At 59.7% G+C, this 17,902-nt stretch carries 21 protein-coding genes; 11 read left to right on the top strand and 10 right to left on the bottom strand.

Going from position 1 to position 17,902, the window contains the following annotated elements; all coding sequences use genetic code 11:
- The first annotated feature begins 16 nt into the window (after positions 1-16).
- Positions 17-1,246: a hypothetical protein gene (locus JFT86_RS23740; RefSeq protein WP_201238692.1), complete on the top strand. Its 1,230-nt coding sequence runs from the start codon at positions 17-19 to the stop codon at positions 1,244-1,246.
- Positions 1,247-1,347: 101 nt separating this feature from the next.
- Here the strand turns inward: JFT86_RS23740 and JFT86_RS23735 are convergent, their stop codons facing one another.
- From JFT86_RS23735 to JFT86_RS23720, 4 genes are all read right to left on the bottom strand, one after another.
- Entirely contained in the window at positions 1,348-1,725 is a 378-nt protein-coding gene (locus tag JFT86_RS23735) for a DUF2892 domain-containing protein (RefSeq protein WP_201238691.1), read from the bottom strand.
- An 81-nt stretch (positions 1,726-1,806) separates the two neighbouring features.
- Complete coding sequence (locus JFT86_RS23730; RefSeq protein ID WP_007911337.1) at positions 1,807-2,277, bottom strand: RNA methyltransferase; 471 nt, start codon at positions 2,275-2,277, stop codon at positions 1,807-1,809.
- A 181-nt stretch (positions 2,278-2,458) separates the two neighbouring features.
- Entirely contained in the window at positions 2,459-2,830 is a 372-nt protein-coding gene (locus JFT86_RS23725; protein ID WP_007911336.1) for a YajD family HNH nuclease, read from the bottom strand.
- A gap of 48 nt (positions 2,831-2,878) precedes the next feature.
- Entirely contained in the window at positions 2,879-3,565 is a 687-nt protein-coding gene (locus JFT86_RS23720; protein ID WP_201238690.1) for a hypothetical protein, read from the bottom strand.
- 78 nt (positions 3,566-3,643) lie between these two features.
- On the opposite strand from JFT86_RS23720, the gene JFT86_RS23715 reads away from it, so the two are divergent.
- Positions 3,644-3,928 carry a hypothetical protein gene (locus tag JFT86_RS23715; RefSeq protein WP_201238689.1) on the top strand — a complete coding sequence of 95 codons (285 nt, stop codon included), beginning with the start codon at positions 3,644-3,646 and terminating at the stop codon, positions 3,926-3,928.
- On the opposite strand, the gene JFT86_RS23710 is transcribed toward JFT86_RS23715, so the two are convergent.
- Together JFT86_RS23710 and JFT86_RS23705 are read right to left on the bottom strand one after the other, a co-directional pair.
- Positions 3,925-4,398 carry a cyclic nucleotide-binding domain-containing protein gene (locus JFT86_RS23710; RefSeq protein WP_201238688.1) on the bottom strand — a complete coding sequence of 158 codons (474 nt, stop codon included), beginning with the start codon at positions 4,396-4,398 and terminating at the stop codon, positions 3,925-3,927. The two genes, JFT86_RS23715 and JFT86_RS23710, sit on opposite strands and share 4 nt — an antisense overlap.
- 278 nt (positions 4,399-4,676) lie before the next feature.
- On the bottom strand, positions 4,677-6,731 hold the full coding sequence (locus tag JFT86_RS23705; protein WP_201238687.1) for a S9 family peptidase: 2,055 nt from the start codon (positions 6,729-6,731) through the stop codon (positions 4,677-4,679).
- 225 nt (positions 6,732-6,956) lie between these two features.
- Here JFT86_RS23705 and JFT86_RS23700 point away from each other — a divergent pair, with 225 nt between their 5' ends.
- From JFT86_RS23700 to JFT86_RS23690, 3 genes are read left to right on the top strand one after another with little or no spacing between them, the layout of a single operon-like run.
- Positions 6,957-7,454 (top strand): MFS transporter, encoded by a 498-nt coding sequence (locus tag JFT86_RS23700; protein WP_201238686.1) that lies wholly within the window; start codon positions 6,957-6,959, stop codon positions 7,452-7,454.
- Positions 7,455-7,469: 15 nt separating this feature from the next.
- Positions 7,470-8,246 carry a class II glutamine amidotransferase gene (locus JFT86_RS23695; protein ID WP_100847538.1) on the top strand — a complete coding sequence of 259 codons (777 nt, stop codon included), beginning with the start codon at positions 7,470-7,472 and terminating at the stop codon, positions 8,244-8,246.
- 12 nt (positions 8,247-8,258) lie between these two features.
- Positions 8,259-8,801, top strand: coding sequence for a DUF2937 family protein (locus JFT86_RS23690; protein WP_201238685.1), 543 nt, complete (start codon positions 8,259-8,261; stop codon positions 8,799-8,801).
- A gap of 163 nt (positions 8,802-8,964) precedes the next feature.
- On the opposite strand, the gene JFT86_RS23685 is transcribed toward JFT86_RS23690, so the two are convergent.
- Positions 8,965-9,879: a LysR family transcriptional regulator gene (locus tag JFT86_RS23685; protein ID WP_201238684.1), complete on the bottom strand. Its 915-nt coding sequence runs from the start codon at positions 9,877-9,879 to the stop codon at positions 8,965-8,967.
- A gap of 158 nt (positions 9,880-10,037) precedes the next feature.
- Here JFT86_RS23685 and JFT86_RS23680 point away from each other — a divergent pair, with 158 nt between their 5' ends.
- From JFT86_RS23680 to JFT86_RS23665, 4 genes are all read left to right on the top strand, one after another.
- Entirely contained in the window at positions 10,038-11,324 is a 1,287-nt protein-coding gene (locus JFT86_RS23680) for an MFS transporter (RefSeq protein WP_201238683.1), read from the top strand.
- 76 nt (positions 11,325-11,400) lie between these two features.
- A complete protein-coding gene (locus JFT86_RS23675; RefSeq protein WP_201238682.1) occupies positions 11,401-12,153 on the top strand; it encodes a 5-oxoprolinase subunit PxpA in 753 nt (250 codons plus the stop codon).
- Positions 12,150-12,854, top strand: a complete 705-nt coding sequence (gene pxpB / locus JFT86_RS23670) for a 5-oxoprolinase subunit PxpB (protein ID WP_201238681.1) — start codon at positions 12,150-12,152, stop codon at positions 12,852-12,854. The genes JFT86_RS23675 and pxpB overlap by 4 nt, the downstream gene beginning before the upstream one ends.
- Positions 12,851-13,774 carry a biotin-dependent carboxyltransferase family protein gene (locus tag JFT86_RS23665; protein ID WP_201238680.1) on the top strand — a complete coding sequence of 308 codons (924 nt, stop codon included), beginning with the start codon at positions 12,851-12,853 and terminating at the stop codon, positions 13,772-13,774. Before pxpB ends, JFT86_RS23665 begins: the two co-directional genes overlap by 4 nt.
- Before the next feature lie 92 nt (positions 13,775-13,866).
- Here the strand turns inward: JFT86_RS23665 and JFT86_RS23660 are convergent, their stop codons facing one another.
- Together JFT86_RS23660 and JFT86_RS23655 are read right to left on the bottom strand one after the other, a co-directional pair.
- A complete protein-coding gene (locus tag JFT86_RS23660; protein WP_201238679.1) occupies positions 13,867-15,045 on the bottom strand; it encodes a VWA domain-containing protein in 1,179 nt (392 codons plus the stop codon).
- Between the two features lie 11 nt (positions 15,046-15,056).
- Positions 15,057-15,902, bottom strand: coding sequence for a MoxR family ATPase (locus JFT86_RS23655; protein WP_064388391.1), 846 nt, complete (start codon positions 15,900-15,902; stop codon positions 15,057-15,059).
- 201 nt (positions 15,903-16,103) lie between these two features.
- On the opposite strand from JFT86_RS23655, the gene JFT86_RS23650 reads away from it, so the two are divergent.
- A complete protein-coding gene (locus tag JFT86_RS23650; protein ID WP_201238678.1) occupies positions 16,104-16,334 on the top strand; it encodes a DUF4160 domain-containing protein in 231 nt (76 codons plus the stop codon).
- Positions 16,322-16,819, top strand: coding sequence for a helix-turn-helix domain-containing protein (locus tag JFT86_RS23645; protein WP_201238677.1), 498 nt, complete (start codon positions 16,322-16,324; stop codon positions 16,817-16,819). Before JFT86_RS23650 ends, JFT86_RS23645 begins: the two co-directional genes overlap by 13 nt.
- Here the strand turns inward: JFT86_RS23645 and JFT86_RS23640 are convergent.
- Entirely contained in the window at positions 16,816-17,892 is a 1,077-nt protein-coding gene (locus JFT86_RS23640; RefSeq protein ID WP_201238676.1) for a DUF748 domain-containing protein, read from the bottom strand. The two genes, JFT86_RS23645 and JFT86_RS23640, sit on opposite strands and share 4 nt — an antisense overlap.
- Between the last annotated feature and the right edge of the window lie 10 nt (positions 17,893-17,902).

Raw genomic sequence — 17,902 nt, 5'->3', positions numbered from 1 at the left:
TTACCAAGGAGTGTGTATGGCGGTGGGATTGCAACGGGTGTTGCTGGTCGGGTTGTTGGCGCTGAGCGCGCCGGTATGGGCGGCAAAAAAAGTCGATCTGGATTATCACGTACGCCTGCTGCCACAGAGTGATCAGGCTGAAGTGCGCCTGACCCTGGCCAAAGGTGAAACCGTGCGCAGTCTCGATTTCGACCTCGGCGACGGCAGTCATTACAGCGACTTCAAGGCAGACGGCCAATGGCTGCTGACGCCCGGCAAGCAGGCCCGCGGCGTCTGGCGCCCGACCAGCGACAAGGCCAGCCTGACCTACCGCGTGCGCATCAGCCACGGCCGCAAGAACGGCAGTTTCGACACCCGTATGACGCCGGGCTGGGCGCTGATGCGCGGAGATGAGCTGGTGCCGCCGGCCAGACTCGATCAACAGGACGGCACCGAGTTGGTCTCGCGCCTGCAATTCGAACTGCCCGAGGGCTGGAAAAGCGTCGAGACCGCTTGGCCGCGAATCGGCAAAAACAAGTTCCGCATCGACAACCCTTCACGTCTGTTCGACCGCCCGACTGGCTGGATGCTCGCCGGTCATCTCGGCAGCCGTCGCACGCGTCTGGGCGAAACCGAGGTCACCGTGGCGTCGCCGCAGGGGCAGGGCATGCGGCGGATGGACGTGCTGACGTTGCTGACGTTTGTTTGGCCGCAAGTGCAAGCGCTGTATCCGCGTCATCCGACCAAGCTGCTGATTGTCGGCGCCAATGACCCGATGTGGCGTGGCAGCCTTGGCGCGCACGAGTCGATCTACCTCAACACGCGCCTGCCACTGGTCAGCGAAAGCGGTAGCAGTGCCTTGGTGCGTGAGCTGGCGCAGGTGTTCGGGCGGATCAACGACGAGCAGCGCAGTGACTGGATCAGCGAAGGGCTTGCCGAGTATTACGCGATTGAACTGGTGCGCCGTGCCGGCGGCATGAGCGATGAGCGCTACCAGGCATTGCAGGCGAAGCTGGCCAAGGAGGGTCAGAAGGTCACGACTCTGCGCGGCGGACAGATCAGTCCGGCGCAGATTTCCAGAGCGGTGATTGTGTTGCAGGAACTGGATGGCGAGATTCGCCTGAAGACGCGCAACAAGCGTTCGCTGGATGACGTGCTACATGGGGCGATGCATTTGGGGACGGTGAGTACCAAGGAGTTTGTGCAACTCACCGAGAGTGTTCTGGGTGAGTCATCCAAAGTCCTTGATACCGGGTTACTTCAGTAATACCGCCATCGCGAGCAGGCTCACTCCTACAATTGGAAATGCGTTCCCCTGTAGGAGTGAGCCTGCTCGCGATAGGGCCATGCCCCACCGTAAATGCTGGATCAAACCCCGGCTTTCGGCGATTTCACCGAATCATTGCCGGTCACCGTGGCGGTCTTGGTCGCTGCTTCGGCATTGGCCTTCAGCTTGCTCAATTCTTCCCCGGCGCGTTCAATCTTCGCCCGCACGTTGTTCATGTCCTGACGGCTTTTCTCCAGCAGGCTTTTCACCGAACTGTGCCCGGTAATCCCGCGGGCCATGGCCACGCCGCCAATCGCCACCTGAATCAAACCGAACACACCGCCACGGCGCAGGCCCTTGCCGACCATGATCACGCCGCCGGCCAGGGATCCGATGCGCTCCCAGCCTTCGACGTTCTGCTCGGAACGGCTCTGGAACGGGGTGGATTCGATACGCTCGACGCGTTTGAGCTCGCTCATGATCTTTCTCCAGGCAATGAGTAATGGATAAACAAGCTGACTGCCATAGCGGTCCGCTTGTTCCATCGGATGTGCGACGCTTTAGCGGAATTTCGGCCCGGAACGGGTGTTCAAGCCCTTGGCCATGCGGTCGTAGAGCACAACGTTGACCGTGGCGGCGAGGTTCATGCAGCCAGTGGTCGGGATGTACACGACGTCTTCGCACCAGTCGCGAATCTCTTTGTCCAGCGAGCCGTCTTCCGGGCCGAAGATGTACAGCGCGCGATCCGGGTGGGTGTATTCCGGCAGCGGGCGGGCGCCCTCGACCAGTTCCACGGCGACCGGTACGCAGTTGAGCGGGAGAATCTTTTTCAGATCATCGATGCCGATCAACGGGATGTCGTAGTGCACGCGTTTGGTGTCGGTGACGAAATCGGCGGCGCGTTCATAACGCTTGCCGGTGTAGAACACCGACGCCACGCCGTAACAGCCTGCGGCGCGCATCACCGAACCGACGTTCTCCGGTGATTTGGGGTTGTACAAACCAATGCAGCTGTAACGTTTGTCTGCCACGAGCGGGGTGCCTTCGGGAAAAAGAGCGCGATTATACGGGGATTGGGGGAGGGCGGGCAGCTTGAGATTGGTGGTGTTCAGGAGATCGCTATCGCGAGCGGGCTCACTCCTACAGGGGATTGCATTCCAAATGTAGGAGTGAGCCTGCTCGCGATGAGGCCGGGACAGGCAATAAGGATCTTCAGTCTTCTTTTTTCATCAACCCGGCCAGCGCGGCAAACGGGTTGTGCGTTGCCTTGGCGATTTTCGGCGTGCTCAGCGAGCCTTCGCTGAAATACTGCTGGTCGGTGTACCGCGAGTGTTCGTTATCGTGGCAGTACAGGCACAACAGCTCCCAGTTCGAGCCGTCCTGCGGGTTGTTGTCGTGGTTGTGATCGCGGTGGTGCACGGTCAGTTCACTCAGGCGCTTGCCGGAAAACTCGCGGGTGCAGCGGCCACAGACGTGCGGATACATCTTCAGGGCCTTGTCGCGGTAGCCCATTTCCTTGTCGCGCTGGTTGTCGGCGAGGATGCGATCCAGCTTCGACGTGTTGGTTGGGGTGGACGAACTCATGGGTTCACCTTTGTAAAAGACTAATGACGGTTATGTGCAGAGTTTAGCTCAGCCCTTGAGCTTCTCGGCAATCCAGATCGTGTGGCGAGTGCCCTTGTTGCCGTGGGCGAACACCTGCACTTCCTCAGCCTTGAAACCGGCCTTCTTCAACTTGTCGGAAAACTGCCGATCGGCGCTGGCCGACCATACTGCGAGTACGCCTTTGGGGCGCAGGGCCTTGGCGCAGGCATTCAGACCGGCGGCGGAATACAGCCAGCTGTTGGCCTTCTGGGTCAGGCCTTCGGGGCCGTTGTCGACGTCGAGCATGATCGCGTCGAAGCCGTTCGGCTCGCTTTGCAGTACGTTGGCCACATCGTCCTGGCGAATTACCGTGCGCGGATCGAGCAGAGGCCGACCGGACTTTTCGCCGAGGGGGCCACGGTTCCACTCGACCACGCCGGGCACCAGTTCGGCGACCACTACTTCTGCGGTTTTACCCAGATGCTTGAGCGCCGAAGCGAGGGTGAAACCCATACCCAGCCCGCCGATCAGCACCCGAGAGTTCGGCCGGCCAGCGACCTTGCGGCAAGGAATCTCGGCCAGCGCATCTTCGGAGCCGTGCATGCGCGTGTTCATCAGTTGCCCGCCGTCGCCGCCCTGGATCTTGATGACGAAATCCTCGCCATACTCGAACAGGCACAGGGCACCGCCGCTTTCAGGGATCGGGGTGGTGTCGAGCAGAACGAAACGTTTCATGGAAATCTCTAAAAGGGGGAAGGCAAGCAGGCGCGTTGGGAGTAGCCTGAGCGCAGACTAAGGCCAACGGAGCCCTTGATGAAGCGCACCATTCTAACGGTCATTGCCCTGGCCGCGCTCTCGATTACTGCCGTGCAGGCACAGCAGGTTGTTCCGGTCAGCCCGGCGCCGCAACCCGGCTCGCCCGGGACCGCAACCCCGACACCGTATCCGCAGATCACCCCGATCAACATCCCCAAGTCTGGCGCCGGCAGTGGCAGTCCGCCGCTGGTGCCGATCGAAATGCCCAGCCCGCCGAGCAAGGATCAACCGGTGCCGGGCATTGAGCCGACCAGCACCAAGGCGAAATCCCCGGGCGGTTAAATCTGCTGCGCCGCCAGTTGGCCGTCAGCCATGCGCAGGCGTTTGGAGAGGGAGACGGCGAGGGCGCGAATGATTTTTGCGGCAATCTTCGGCGCATCGTTGAGCATTTTTTCCAGCGAGTCCTTGCCTAGATTCAACAGTTGGCAATTGGTCGCTGCCACGCACGTTGCTGAACGCCTTTCGCCGTCCAGCACGGCCATTTCGCCGAACGCCCGACCGCTGCGCAGGGTGGCCATGGTGATGACCTGACCGTCGGGGCCGGTTTTCTGCACGGCCACCTGGCCGGTGTGGAGGATGCACATGAAACTGCCGGCATCGCCCTCGCGGAAAATTGCCTCGCCTTCAGCCACGGTGCTGATGCTGAAATAGCCCGATGCCGCAGCGAAGTCGGCCAGTTGCAATTGATCGAACAGGCCGCAGTCCATCAGCCAGTCGCGGATTTCGTTGTTGAGTAAGGTCGGTTCTGACATGTCGTGGCAATCTTTTTGTTTTCACATTTTCGAGGCTGTACACGGATCCCGTGGGAACACTTTTTTGTGGTGAGGGGATTTATCCCCGACGGGCTGCGAAGCGGCCCCAAATCCTGCAAACGCGGTAATGCTGACACACCGCGTTGACCGGAATTACGACTGCTGCGCAGTCGATCGGGGATAAATCCCCTCGCCACAAGGGATCGGTTTTCACGGAGGTCTGTGGGGTATCGGCCTCTCGGGTCTGCAATTAAGACCCAAGTGACCGACGGAGTTCCTCAGGCGATGCCCAAAACCTTGAACACAAATGCGTATTCGAGCGCTACGTCACGTAATCCCTGATAACGCCCGCTCATCCCGCCATGCCCTGCACCGAGTTCGGTCTTGAGCAACAGCACATTGTCGTCGGTTTTCGTCGCGCGCAACTTCGCCACCCACTTGGCGGCTTCCCAGTACTGCACGCGGCTGTCGTTGTAGCCGGCGATCACCAAGGTTGGCGGATACGCCTGTGCGGTGACGTTTTCGTACGGCGCATACGCCTTGATCCGATCATAGACGTCCGGTTCTTGCGGGTTGCCCCACTCGTCGTATTCAGTGACGGTCAGCGGTAGCTCCGGGTCGAGCATGGTGTTCAGCACGTCGACGAACGGCACTTCGGCAATCGCCACGCCAAACAGATCCGGGCGCTGATTGAGCACCGCGCCGATCAACAGACCACCGGCGCTGCCACCGCTGATCGCCAGTTTTTCTGCAGTGGTAATGCCGTTGAGGATCAAAAACTCGGCGCAGGCGATGAAGTCGCTGAAGGTGTTGTGTTTGTGTTCCTGTTTGCCCGCGCGATACCACGCTTCGCCCAGTTCACCGCCACCGCGTACGTGGGCGATGGCGAAGGCCATGCCGCGATCGAGCAGACTCAGGCGTGCGTGAGAGAACCACGGATCGAGGCTCGAGCCGTAGGCGCCATAGCCATAGAGGTACAGCGGCACCGGTTTGCCAACCATTTCGCGCTTCATCACCAGGCTGATCGGCACCAGCGTGCCGTCCGGCGCAGTCGCCCACAGGCGTTGGCTGACGTAAGCGTCGGCATCGAACGGACCGAGTACCGGGGTTTCTTTCAGGACGGTTTGTTCGCCGCTGGCCAGAATCAATTGGCGTACCTGCGCCGGGCGATTCAAGGCCTCATAGCGCAGACGGACGCGATCACTGTCGAATTCCAGGCTGTTTTGCACATAGAGGCTGTAGGCCGCATCCGGCAATTGCACGCGATAAGGCGCCACGCCGTGTGGGTGGACTTCAATGATCGGCAAGCCGCCTTCGCGCAGGCTCAAGGTCATGGCTTGCGCGTTGAGACTTACGCCATCGAGCATCACCGTGTCGCTGTGCGCGATCAGGTTTTGCCAATCGGCCTCCGTCGGCACCACGCCAGTGTCCGGCGCCTGATACAGGGCGTAGTTGATGCCATCGCGGTTGGTACGGATAAACCACGTCCATAGGCCATCGAGCAGGCCATGGTCGACGTCGTATTCGTGTTCCTCGACCCGTGGTGCCAGGCAAGCGAATGGCAGGTGCGGCTGATTGGCATCCAGCGCCCAGACTTCGCTGGTGGTCTTGCTGCCCAGCGACAGCAGCAATTGCTGTTCGGAGCTGGATCGGTAGCAATGCAGGAAGAAACGCCCGTCAGGCTCGTGGAAAACCTCTTCGGCAGCGGTACCGTCGAGGCGGTAGCGGAACAGTTTGTGCGGGCGATGGGTGTCGTCGAGCACGGCAAAAAACAGCGTCAGGCTGTCGTTGGCCCAAGTCATGCTGCCGTCGCAGTCTTCGAATTCCAGTTCGCTGACTTTGTCGTTGGCCAGTTCTTTGACGAACAGCGTGTAAATCTCATCGCCCGAGGCGTCGACGCTGTAGGCCAGGCGCTGGTGATCCGGGCTGATGCTGAACGCGCCCAGCGAGAAAAAGCCGCCATTGGCCAGCTCGTTCGGGTCGAGCAGCAGTTGTTCGCGGCTTTCGTCGAGGGTCAGGCTGTCGTCTGCCGGGCGCGGGCAGCGGTAGTGGCGGGCGTATTCATCGCCGGCGGTGGTACGCGTGTAATACAGGTACGGGCCCCATGGCGATGGCAGGGACAGGTCGGTTTCGAGAATCCGGCCTTTGATCTCTTCGAACAGGCTTTCACGCAACGCGGCCTGATCGGCGGTTTGTGCTTCCTGGTAAGCGTTTTCGGCCTTGAGGTAGTCGAGCACCGCGTCGGTGTCACGTTCCTGCAGCCAGGCATACGGGTCGGCGCCGGGCGCCTTGCGGGCAATCGGAGCACTGATGACGTTGGCGGAATCGGGCATGGAAGGCTCTCGGACAATTACGGAATAGGGTTTTTCGCAGCTCTGGATATCACCGCAACCTCTGTAGGAGCGAGCCTGCTCGCGATGAGGCCGGCAGCTTCAACAACAATGTCGTCTGGCAGTCCGTCATCGCGAGCAGGCTCACTCCTACAGGTCGTGTGTCTATTGGGACAAGCCTGACGGGCGAAAAGTCGTTACTATAAGCGCCTCTTTGCCTGCCTTGCCATGGACACCATGACCGAGAACGACTATCTGATCGCCTGGGGCCTCTACGCCTTTGCCGCTGTGGGCTGCCTGTTGGTATGGATGCGCCTGACCACCTGGATGTGGCGCTGGCTGCGCGAACCGCTGCGCGTGTTGATGGCGGTGTTGCTGTTCAGCCCGACCATCATTGATCCGGTGAAGGAAAAGGTTGCTCCGGCCATCGCCATTACCGCGCTGGATCTGGCCTTCAAGGTTGGCAACAACGCCTGGCGCGCGATCTCCGATCTGTTCATGTACGGCATGATCGCTTTCGGCATCTACCTGATCTTCGTGTTGATCCGTTTCCCGATCGAGCGTGCTTCAAGAGCGCGTCGCGAGCAGGCTGAAGCCGCCAAGGCCGCGGCCCGCGCCGATGATCGCGACGACGATCAACCGTTCGGCGGCGCCGGTGATGACCGTTACGGTCGCCCGCCAGTGCCGAACAATCCGCAGCGCATGCGGGTCGAGCCGCGTCTGTAATCCGAGAGTCCGCACATGTGTGAATTACTGGGCATGAGTGCCAACGTGCCGACCGATATCGTGTTCAGCTTCACCGGCCTGATGCAGCGCGGCGGCCGCACCGGCCCACACCGCGACGGCTGGGGCATCGCTTTCTATGAGGGCCGTGGCCTGCGGCTGTTTCAGGATCCGGCGGCGAGTTGCGAATCGGAAGTCGCCAATCTGGTACAGCGTTATCCGATCAAGAGCGAAGTGGTCATCGGCCACATCCGCCAGGCCAACGTCGGCAAGGTCTGCCTGTCCAACACCCACCCGTTCGTCCGTGAACTGTGGGGGCGCAACTGGTGCTTCGCGCACAACGGCCAACTCGCCGATTTCACCCCGATCAAAAGTTTCTACCGTCCGGTCGGCGATACCGACAGCGAGGCGGCGTTCTGCGATTTGCTCAACCGCGTGCGTGCAGCATTCCCGGAACCGGTCGATATAGAAGTGCTGTTGCCTGATCTGGTCGCCGCGTGCGCCGAATACCGCAGCAAAGGCGTGTTCAACTGTCTGCTCAGCGACGGCGACTGGCTGTTCTGCTATTGCTCGACCAAACTGGCGCAGATCACCCGGCGCGCACCATTCGGCCCGGCGCGGCTCAAGGATGTCGATGTGATCGTCGATTTTCAGGCGGAAACCACGCCCAACGACGTGGTGACGGTGATTGCCACCGAACCTCTGACCGAAAACGAAACCTGGACCCGCTACGAACCGGGCCAATGGAGCCTGTGGCGACGCGGCGAATGCGTCAGCCAAGGCAAGACCGAATAAGGATTGCACCCCATGTTGCTCAGTTATCTACGGCTGGTGTTGTTTGCGGCGGGCCTGTTGATCGGTGTCCAGGTGCCGGGGTTCATCAACGATTACGCGAAACGCGTCGAGGCGCATCTGATCGAAGCGCAGACCGGTCTGCGCGGGTTTCAGGGCACTGCCGAGCAGTTTTTCAAGGGTGACTTGCAGGCGCTGGTCGCGCATTACCGCGCCAGCGAAGATCCGGTGTTTCGCAGCGATGCCGACAGCCTGAGCACCTTGCTCAATCGTCAGCTGGCGCTGGACAAGCAATACCAGGCGATGCAGGGGCCGTGGTACATCCGCTTCCTGCAAGTGGTGCTGGCCGCTGATCCGGATATCCGCAAGGAAACCTGGAACGGCTACAGCTACCAGATTCTGCTGACGCCAGAGGCGATGATCTGGGGCATGAGCGGGGCGCTGCTGCTGTCTTTCGGGATTGAATGCCTGTTCCGCCTGATCGACTGGGTGGTGCTCGGCGGCAAGCGCCTGCGCCAGAGCCGGCCGATCGAAGACCGCGACGTGCGGGGATTGTAAATTCTGCACAATCCTTGAAGTGAGGGGATTTTGTGGTGAGGGGATTTATCCCCGATGGGCTGCGAAGCAGCCCTGAAACCTGACAACTCCGGTCTTTCTGTCACAACTCTTGGGGCCGCTTCGCGCCCCATCGGGGATAAATCCCCTCACCACAGTTATGTAATCAGTCAGTGAGGGTGATGTAGTCCTTGCCCACTTTGTGCGCATACCCGGCCAGCACCTGCTGACACAACGTCACAATCTCCTCGACCCACTCAACCCCCACTCGCCACGACACCACCACTTGCAGGTTCGGTGGTCGCTGGTCGACATCGAGCAACGTCAGTTCGCCCCTCGCCAGCTCTTCGGCCACCAGCACTGGCGGTAACACGCCAATGCCAAAACCATCGCGCAGCAACCGCGTAATCGCCGATACCGAATTCACACAATTCAATCGTGGCGCCAGCACGCCGTTAGCCTGCATCAACGCCAGAATGTCCTGATGCGGTCGGGAGTTTTTCGAATAGGTAATGATCCGTTCCTGCGCCAGTTCGGCCAGATCGGCGTACTCGCGGTTGTAGATCGAATTGCTGGCGACAATCCAGCCCAGCGGATGGCTGGCCAGCTCCAGGCTGCGCACGCTTTCATGACGGACCAGATCGGTTTGCAGGATCAGATCGAGAAAGCCTTTTTGCAGCTGATCGCAGAGGTTCAGTGAAGTATCCGCCACCAGCTCGATCTCCACTCGCGGATAGAGATCGGTCATCTGCGCCACCAACGGGCTCAGCCACGTGTGGATCACCGTGTCCATCACCCCGATGCGCACTCGGCCGACCTTGCTCGAACGGGTTTCGATCGATTGCTTCAGCGCACTCATGGTGTCGAGCATCTGCTCGGCATAGTCCAGCACTTTCAAGCCTTCGGGCGTCAGGCTGACCCCGCGAGAATCACGCAGAAACAGCTTCACGCCCAGCTCACTTTCGAGCACCGCGATGCGGCTGGAAATCGACGCCTGGGTGGTGAACAGCTTGTCGGCGGTCAGGCGAAAACTCTTCAGCCGGGCGACCCAGACAAAGGTCTCAAGAAACTTCAGGTTCATGGCAAAGGCTCGGGTGACAAATTTTTCTTATGCCTAAGGCGGGTTTTTATTCGTTGGACGCAGCAGGGCGGCGCGCCCAAAAATCGGCGCATCCGGTTCCCACGATAGGCGTCGCGGGATCTGCGAACAAGACCAATAAAAACCTGCGGAGATTTGCCATGAGTGCTCCCGACACCATTGATTTACCCAAGGCATCGGCGCGTCCGGGACCGTTCGACTGGTATCGCAATATCAATCAGCAGGAGCGCCGCACCTTCTGGAGCTGCAAGATCGGTTACGGTCTGGACGGCATGGACACGCAGATGCTCAGCTTCGTCGTGCCGACGCTGATTGCGATGTGGGGCATCACCACCGGTGAAGCAGGGCTGATTCACACCAGCACCTTGATCGCCTCGGCCATTGGCGGCTGGGTTGCCGGCATTCTCTCCGACCGCATCGGTCGCGTGCGCACCCTGCAACTGACTGTGTTGTGGTTCGCCTTCTTCACCTTCCTCTGCGGCTTCGCCCAGAACTACGAACAACTGTTGATCGCCCGCACCCTGATGGGCTTCGGTTTCGGCGGCGAATGGACCGCCGGCGCGGTGCTGATCGGCGAAGTCATTCGCGCCCAGGACCGTGGTAAAGCGGTGGGCATGGTGCAATCCGGCTGGGCGCTGGGCTGGGGCCTCACGGCGATTCTGTATGCGCTGCTGTTCTCGCTGTTGCCACCGGAAGACGCCTGGCGCGCGCTGTTCATCCTTGGCATCGTCCCGGCAATTTTCGTGATTTTCGTGCGGCGACTGGTAAAGGATCCGGAGATTTACCGCGAAGCCAAGGCTGCGCAAACACCGGAGAATCCGGCGAAGTTCTACGAGATTTTTGCTCCCGGTATGCTTTTCACCACAATCCGCGCCTCGCTGCTGACCACTGGTGCGCTGGGCGGTTACTACGCAATCACTTCGTGGCTGCCGACCTTCCTGAAGAACGAACGCGGCCTGAGCGTGCTCGGCACCGGCGGCTATCTGGCAATGGTGATTGTCGGTTCCTACGTCGGGTATGTGATCAGCGCCTTTCTGACCGATCTGCTGGGGCGTAAAAAGAATTTCATCCTGTTTGCAATCGGCTCGTTCACCATCGTTCTGCTGTACACGCAAATGCCGGTCAGCAACGCTGTGATGTTGTGGCTGGGCTTCCCGTTGGGTTTCTTTGCTTCAGGGATTTTCAGCGGCATGGGCGCGTTCCTCACCGAGCTGTTTCCAACACGGATTCGCGGTTCCGGACAAGGCTTCTGCTACAACATCGGCCGCGCGCTGGCTGCTATGTTTCCGCTGCTGATCGGTCTGCTCAGCCAGAAAGTGCCCTTGAGCATGGGCATTGGTGCATTCGCGGCGGTGTCTTACGGCGTGGTGATTCTGGCAGCGTTGAGCCTGCCGGAAACCCGTGGCAAGCAACTGGATGCGCAGTAACTGCTAACCTGCGAGGCACTGCCCGGCGGGCAATGTCCTACGGATAGAAAGACAAAAAGCTACAGGAGTGTTTACCGTGAGCCGCCTGTTATTGAATTGCGACATTGGCGAGAGTTTCGGCAGCTGGACCATGGGTCTGGATGCCGAAGTCATGCCGTTCATCGATTGCGCCAACGTTGCCTGCGGTTTCCATGCCGGCGACCCGAGCATCATGCGCAAAACCGTCAGCCTGGCCCTGAGTCACGGCGTGCAGATCGGAGCGCATCCGGCCTATCAGGATCTGGTCGGCTTCGGTCGCCGTTCGATGGCGTACTCCGCGCAGGAACTGCAAGACATCCTGCATTACCAGATCGGCGCCCTCGACGGCATTTGCCGCGCTCAGGGCGGGCGAGTCAGTTACGTCAAACCCCACGGCGCGATGTACAACGACATGATGGCCAACCCGGCGCAGTTGCGCGCGGTGATTCAGGCCGTGGCGGCTTACGACCGCAGTCTGCCGCTGATGCTGATGGCCACTCGCGACAATTACGCTGCACAGAAGATCGGCGATGAGTATGGCCTCACCCTGTGGTTCGAAGCCTTTGCTGACCGCGCCTATGACAGCGCCGGCAAACTGGTTTCACGGCAACTGCCGGGCGCGGTGCATCACGATCCCGAGATCATCATCGAACAAGCGCTGACGATTGCCCGTGGTGACAACCTCACCGCCAATGACGGCAGCGCCTTGCGTTTGCAAGCCAACACCCTTTGCGTACACGGCGACAACGCCAGTTCTGTCGCCGCCGTGCAACGCATTCGCGAGGCCCTGAATCAGCAGGATGCGCAATGAACCCAAGGATTGAAGTGGTGGCACTGGATTGCCTGATGCTGCGTCTGTTCGATGAAATCGCCGAGGCCAACATGCCGTGGATGCTCGCGGCCAGCGAGCGGTTGCGTAAGGCCTTCGGCACACAGTTGATTGATCTGGTGCCGTCCTATACGACGTTGATGGTGCATTACGATCTGACTTGGTTAAGCCCCAATCAGGCACGGGAATTGATCACGCAAGCGCTGGTCGACCTGTCGCCGAATGCGCGAACCGGCGGCCAGTGCCATGTGCTGCCGGTCTGGTATGACCTGAGTGTCGGGCCGGAACTGAGCTTGCTCGCCGAGCGCAGTGGTCTGGCGGTGGAGGAGGTGATTCGCCGTCACAGCGCCAGGGAATATCAGGTATTCGCGCTTGGCTTTGCGCCGGGTTTCGCCTTTATGGGATTGGTCGAAGAGATTCTGGCTACACCACGGCTGAGCACCCCACGCAAAAAAGTCGCAGCCGGCAGCGTCGGTATCGCCGAACGGCAGACTGCCGCTTATCCCGTGGTCTCCCCCGGCGGCTGGAACCTGATTGGCCGCACTCCGGCCAAACTGTTTGACCGTAACCGCGATGGCTACAGCCTGATGCAACCCGGCGACACCGTGCGTTTCGAAGCGGTGAGCCATGCCGAATTCATTCGTTTGGGCGGCGATGACACGCCTCTGGAGGCGCAGGCATGAGCCGACTGAAGATTGAAGCGAGCACGCCGCTGTGCCTGTTGCAGGACGCCGGACGCTTTGGCGTGCGGCATCTGGGCGTGACCCAGGGCGGCGCGGCGGACTGGTGTTCGATGAGTTGGGCCAACTGGCTGCTGGGCAATGAGCTGGACGTGTCGGTGATCGAAATTACCCTTGGCGGGTTTGCCGTGGTGGCTGAGCAGGACTGCTTGCTGGCACTGGCTGGGGCCGATCTCGGCGCGCAGATCGACGGTCAGCCACTGGCGCCATGGCGCAGTTTCAAATTGCGCCAGGGGCAGAAATTGCTGTTTACCCAGCCGCTGCTTGGCGCCCGTGCCTATCTCGCGGCGCCCGGTGGATTCGACGCGCCGCAGGTGTTGGGCAGCAGCGCCACGGTGGTGCGCGAAGAACTCGGCGGTCTGGATGGCATGGGCTTGCCGTTGGCCAAAGGCGCGACGCTGAGTTATCAGGGGCAGACCTTGGTGGTTCGTGAGGTGCCGATGGAACATCGTCCGGACCTGCGGCTGAGCACGCCGCTGGATCTGGTGCTCGGTGCACAGATCGGCCAGTTCAGCGGGCAGAGCCTGTTTGATGTGTTCAACAGTGCCTGGACCCTGGACAGTCGCGCTGATCGCATGGGGATTCGCTTGCTTGGCAAGACGTTGCAGTATCACGGCCAGCCGATGATTTCCGAGGGTATTCCATTGGGCGCCGTGCAGGTGCCGCCGGATGGGCAGCCGATTGTGCTGCTCAATGATCGGCAGACCATTGGTGGTTATCCGCGATTGGGGGCGTTGACGCCGTTGGCACTGGCGCGGCTGGCGCAGTGTCTGCCGGGGGCGAAGATCAGCTTGCGGCCGGTGGTGCAGGAGGTCGCGCACCGGGAGCAGGTCGAATATCTGCAGCGCTTCAAAGATAACTAGAAGCATCGCGAGCAGGCTCACTCCTACAGGGGAACGCGTTCCAAATGTAGGAGTGAGCCTGCTCGCGATAGCGTCCGTCCAGACAAAACAGTTTATTTGGACAGAAACCGCATCCCTTCCTCAAGCCCACGCAAAGTCAGCGGATACATCTGATCCTCGATGAGATCCCGCACGATATTGGTCGACGAGGTGTAGCCCCACGTATCTTTCGGATACGGATTGATCCAGATGAGCTTCTTGTACTTCTCCATGAAGCGCTGCATCCACAGGTAGCCCGGCTCTTCGTTCCAGTGCTCGACGCTGCCGCCGGCCTGGGTGATTTCATAAGGCGCCATGGCCGCGTCGCCAATGAAGATCACTTTGTAGTCGGCGCCGTACTTGTGCAGCAGATCCTGAGTCGAGAAACGCTCGGAAGTGCGGCGCATGTTGTTCTTCCACACCGATTCATAAATGAAGTTGTGGAAGTAGAAGTACTCCAGGTGCTTGAACTCGGTCTTGCAGGCCGAGAACAGCTCCTCGCAGATCTTCACGTGCGCGTCCATCGAGCCGCCGATGTCGAACAGCAACAACAGCTTCACCGTGTTGCGTCGCTCCGGGCGCATCTGGATGTTCAGCAGACCGGCGTCGCGGGCGGTGTGGTCGATGGTGCCATCGATGTCCAGCTCTTCCGCCGCGCCTTGGCGAGCGAATTTACGCAGGCGGCGCAGGGCCACCTTGATGTTGCGCGTGCCCAGCTCCACCGAGTCATCGAGGTTCTTGTACTCGCGCTGATCCCAGACTTTGACCGCTTTGCCCTGACGCTTGCCGGCATCGCCAACCCGAATGCCTTCCGGGTTGAATCCGCCGGAACCGAACGGACTGGTGCCGCCGGTGCCGATCCATTTATTGCCGCCAGCGTGGCGTTCTTTCTGTTCTTCCAGGCGCTTTTTGAACTCTTCGATCAGCTTGTCCAACCCGCCGAGGGACTGGATCTGTGCGCGCTCTTCGTCACTCAGCGAGCGTTCGAATTCCTTGCGCAACCAGTCTTCGGGAATCAGCGCCTGCAAGTGATCGTCGAGTTTTTCCAGACCATTGAAGTAGGCGCCGAACGCGCGGTCGAACTTGTCGAAATGCCGTTCGTCCTTCACCAGAATCGCCCGCGACAAGTAATAGAACTCGTCCATGTCGGCGAAGGTCACGCGCTGTTTCAGCGCGTTGATCAGGTCGAGCAGCTCGCGCACCGAAACCGGTACCTTGGCTGCACGCATTTCATTGAACAGGTTGAGCAACATGACGATGGCCCTTATCGAGAGCCGCGACGGCTCATGAACGCCAGACGCTCAAGCAGTTGCACGTCCTGTTCGTTCTTCACCAAGGCGCCGGCCAGCGGCGGAATCGCTTTGGTCGGATCGCGCTCGCGCAGTACCGCTTCGCCGATGTTGTCGGCCATCAGCAGTTTCAGCCAGTCGACCAGCTCGGAAGTCGAAGGCTTCTTCTTCAGGCCCGGCACCTTGCGTACATCGAAGAACACGTCCAGCGCTTCGCTGACCAGATCCTTCTTGATATCCGGGTAATGCACGTCGACGATTTTCTGCAGGGTCGGACGGTCCGGGAAAGCGATGTAGTGGAAGAAGCAGCGGCGCAGGAACGCGTCCGGCAGCTCTTTCTCGTTGTTGGAGGTAATGATGATGATCGGGCGCTTCTTGGCCTTGATGGTCTCGTCGATCTCGTAAACGTAGAACTCCATCTTGTCGAGTTCTTGCAGCAAGTCATTCGGGAATTCGATGTCGGCCTTGTCGATTTCGTCGATCAGCAGAATGACGCGCTCTTCGGACTCGAAAGCCTCCCAGAGCTTGCCCTTCTTCAGGTAATTGCGCACATCGTGGACTTTCTCATTGCCCAGTTGCGAGTCGCGCAGACGGCTGACCGCGTCGTACTCGTACAGGCCTTGATGCGCCTTGGTGGTGGACTTGATGTGCCAGGTGATCAACTTGGCGCCGAACGATTCGGCCAGTTGCTCGGCGAGCATGGTCTTGCCGGTGCCCGGCTCGCCCTTGACCAGCAGCGGCCGCTCCAGGGTGATAGCGGCGTTGACCGCCAGCTTCAGGTCATCGGTGGCGACATAGGCCTGGGTGCCTTCGAACTTCATCTGCTAATCCTCGAACGGTAACGCCGACCTGAACGGGCAGGGCGGGGGCGAAATAATCGGATGCCCGACTATAACGCGCACGCTGGTCGACTGTGAACGCAGACGGCTTATTCAGTCTCTGAATGGGGCGTCACATGTTGACTCAGTCTCGGCGGTTGGCCAGTATTCAGGTATCGCCGATTTGGCGATAGTCTTTCGGACATGACGACTAAATACCGATTTCGCGACAAATACCGCATTCAGTTGCGCGAGAAGGATCACCCGCCGCCCCATGTTCACCTCATCGGTGGCGGCTTTGAAGTGATGTTGAGCCTTGAAACCGTTGAGGTCATGACGGGCAAAGCGCCGCCGCTGATTATCAAGGAAGCGCTGGCGTGGGTTTCGGCTCATCAAGCGCAACTGTTGGAGGACTGGAAACGATGTTACTCATGAAAAGGCCTCGTCTGTCAGCTGTGCAGGCACTGTCAGATTTTCGATTGGCACTGACCTTTATTGATGGCCAGGAACTGATTCTTGATCTGGGCCGGGATATTCACACTTATCCAGGTCTGCAGCCATTGCTCGATCCCAAAGTGTTTGCGACTGCAACAATGGATGACGACGGTTGGACAGTCGAATGGCTTGAGCCCGATATACAGATTGGTGCAGACACGCTTTATATGGATGCGCTGGCTCAAAACGCAGCCGATGAAAATACTCGAATTTTCATTGATTGGCGTGCCCGTACGGGGCTGTCACTTAATCAGGCTGCAGAGGCATTAGGTGTCAGCGCTCGCAGCATCAGTCGCTACAGCAGTGGACGTGAGGCAGTTCCACGTTCATTGGCGCTGGCTTGCCTGGGCTGGGACTCGTTACAACAAAATTCGACAATGGCAGCAGAGGAGTCTGGTCGCTACATTGTCAATCGAAAGCCTTAACCCGCATCCGGCTTGGGCCGTTCATATCGGGCATTGAAGGCCTGAATAAAACCATTACGCAAAATCTGCAAAAAAGCTTCGAACGCGTTGATATTTTGCTGATGCACATTCCCACTGAGTTCGACCTTGGTGGCGAACTGGTTTTTGGCCTGGTTCTTCAGCACGGTTTCCGTGCCGCCCACCAGTGCCTCCCAGACGGAGCGGAAGATGCTCTTGTTCTTGTTTTCCACGTCCTGCTGCCAGTTGAACACTTCGACGTCGCGCAGCAGTGGTTTGATGTAACCGCTGACCTGGGCTTTTTTCGCCTGGGCCTCGATGACCACATCGCCATGGCCGGCGTTGAAGTCGAACTTGCCGTAGGCCGAGGCGAAGTCGTTCATGCTCTTGAGTTCGATGCCTTTGGCGCGCAGGCGGAATTCGAAGTCTTCGAAATTGCTCAGGGGATCGAACGTGGCAGTGGTTTCCAGCGGTGCATGGCCCAGCAGCAGGGCCTTGCCTTCGAAGCGCGCGTCACGCTTCCCCTGTTTGTCGACCACGTTGGTCAGGTTATAGATGCTGGCCTCGACGTTGGTGGCATTCATGTTCACTGGTGGCTGGGAGTTGAAGTTGCGGAAGCTGATCTTGCCGTCGCTGATCTGCACTTCGTCGAGGGTGATCGGCAGCAGTTTGCCCAGTTGAGCGCGCCAGTCGGTGCCTTTACCGGTTTGCGAGTTTTGCTTGTTGGCGCCGCCATCGACGAAGTTCACCTGAGGCTGGACGAACTTCACCTGCGCCACCACGGCGTGGTCGTACCACAGCGAATGCCAACTGACGGCCAGATCAATCAACGGTGCGTCGACGAACGGTACCGGAACCTTGCCGTCGGTTTTGACGATTTTCAAGCCGTTGATCCTGTACGCGCCGCGCCACAGCGCCAGATCGACGTCGGTGATCTGTCCGCGGTAGTCGCCCATGTTCGCCAACTTGTCGTTGAGGTAATCGCGCACCACATAAGGCAGGGCGATGTGCAGGGCAATCAGCAACACGACGATGACGGCGACAATCCCTAATGGCCAGCTGTAGCGACGCTTCATGGCGGCAATT

Origin of the sequence: Pseudomonas sp. TH06 (assembly GCF_016651305.1) — a bacterium.
Lineage (GTDB): Bacteria > Pseudomonadota > Gammaproteobacteria > Pseudomonadales > Pseudomonadaceae > Aquipseudomonas.
This window is presented reverse-complemented; position numbering and strand designations above follow the sequence as displayed.